The organism is Enterovibrio norvegicus FF-33 (assembly GCF_000286835.2).
GTDB classification, from domain to species: domain Bacteria; phylum Pseudomonadota; class Gammaproteobacteria; order Enterobacterales; family Vibrionaceae; genus Enterovibrio; species Enterovibrio norvegicus_A.
On sequence record NZ_AJYD02000033.1, the window covers coordinates 178 to 1271 of the forward strand.

General features: G+C 40.0%; 1 protein-coding gene. It reads left to right on the forward strand.

Annotated elements, in window-relative coordinates:
- The first annotated feature begins 23 nt into the window (after window positions 1-23).
- Entirely contained in the window at window positions 24-797 is a 774-nt protein-coding gene (locus A1OO_RS08340; protein ID WP_017005319.1) for a GNAT family N-acetyltransferase, read from the forward strand.
- The last annotated feature ends 297 nt before the right edge of the window (window positions 798-1094 follow it).

A 1094-nucleotide genomic window follows, 5' to 3' on the forward strand; every position in this document is an offset into this window, starting at 1 on the left:
ATTTCTTTAGATAAGAGAGACAAATGCAGGATCAAAGAGTACAGGAAGTATATAACTCTTACTTTATCTTCAATAATGAGCGGACTCTGTCTACGGATACACCAAGTGAGCTGTCCGTTACCGATTCAATTTCTTTCACTACTTATGTGGACAAAACCCGTAGATACGACAATCAAATAGTTATCAGAGATATTTGTAACTTAGAGTCGTTGGAAAGTAGCCTAGGGCTATTTGACATTAGTTTGCCACTAGAAATCAGTGTTGAACCGAAAGCAACCACCCCCGAACTCGACTCTTGGCTATCAAGTCACGAGTTTACAAAAGTCTTTGAACATGAATTTCTTCAACTAACGCAGGAGAGTTTGCAGGGTTCAAAGGACTCATCAAATGCTATCAATGTAGAAGTATGGGGGCATAGTAGAGTCGAGGACTTTCTTTCTCTGTTGAAAACGTCTGGGGTCAGTTGTTCAGAAGAAACTTGGTTAAAAAAGCGCTCGCTATATTGCACTGAAAAATTTCGTTGCTATGTAGCATTCGTAAATGGCATACCTTGCGCATGGGCTACATGCTTTTTTGAAAGTAAGTATGCAATATTAGCGAATGCATATACACAAGAAGAATTTCGAGGCAGAGGTTGCCAAAAAGCATTGCTTGATGCTCGTAAAAAGGATGCTTTCGACAACGGTATTGAAGTTCTCCTGACGGATGTGGAATTAAACAGTACCAGCAGTCGTAACTGCAAGTCTTTTGGCTTTACTAGTGTTGGTGTAAAGAACGTGTGGTGTAGGGAAATATAACAAAACAATGAACAGGACGTTTACTCGTGGCGCAAATTTTTATAGAAACGCTGTGATTCAGGCGTTTCAATCAATTTGGTAAAGTAAACGCCCGTTATCGTGACGTTATATGTTCCTTGGGATCCTAATAATTTGGAGTATTAGTGCAGAATTCAAATCAAAAGGCTTTTTCTTGGAAGTTTACTCAAGTCATTTGGTTTGTGTTTAAGCCATTCTTCTTGTTCAAAAGGGTGGTTGGCGGCAAGCCGCGCACAATCGAATCTTGCGCTAACAAGGCTATCAACAGGACGCAATTTC

Coding starts and splice junctions, on each gene's coding strand:
- A1OO_RS08340 (WP_017005319.1), top strand. CDS start 24: ATGCAGGATCAAAGAGTACAGGAAGTATATAACTCTTACTTTATCTTC.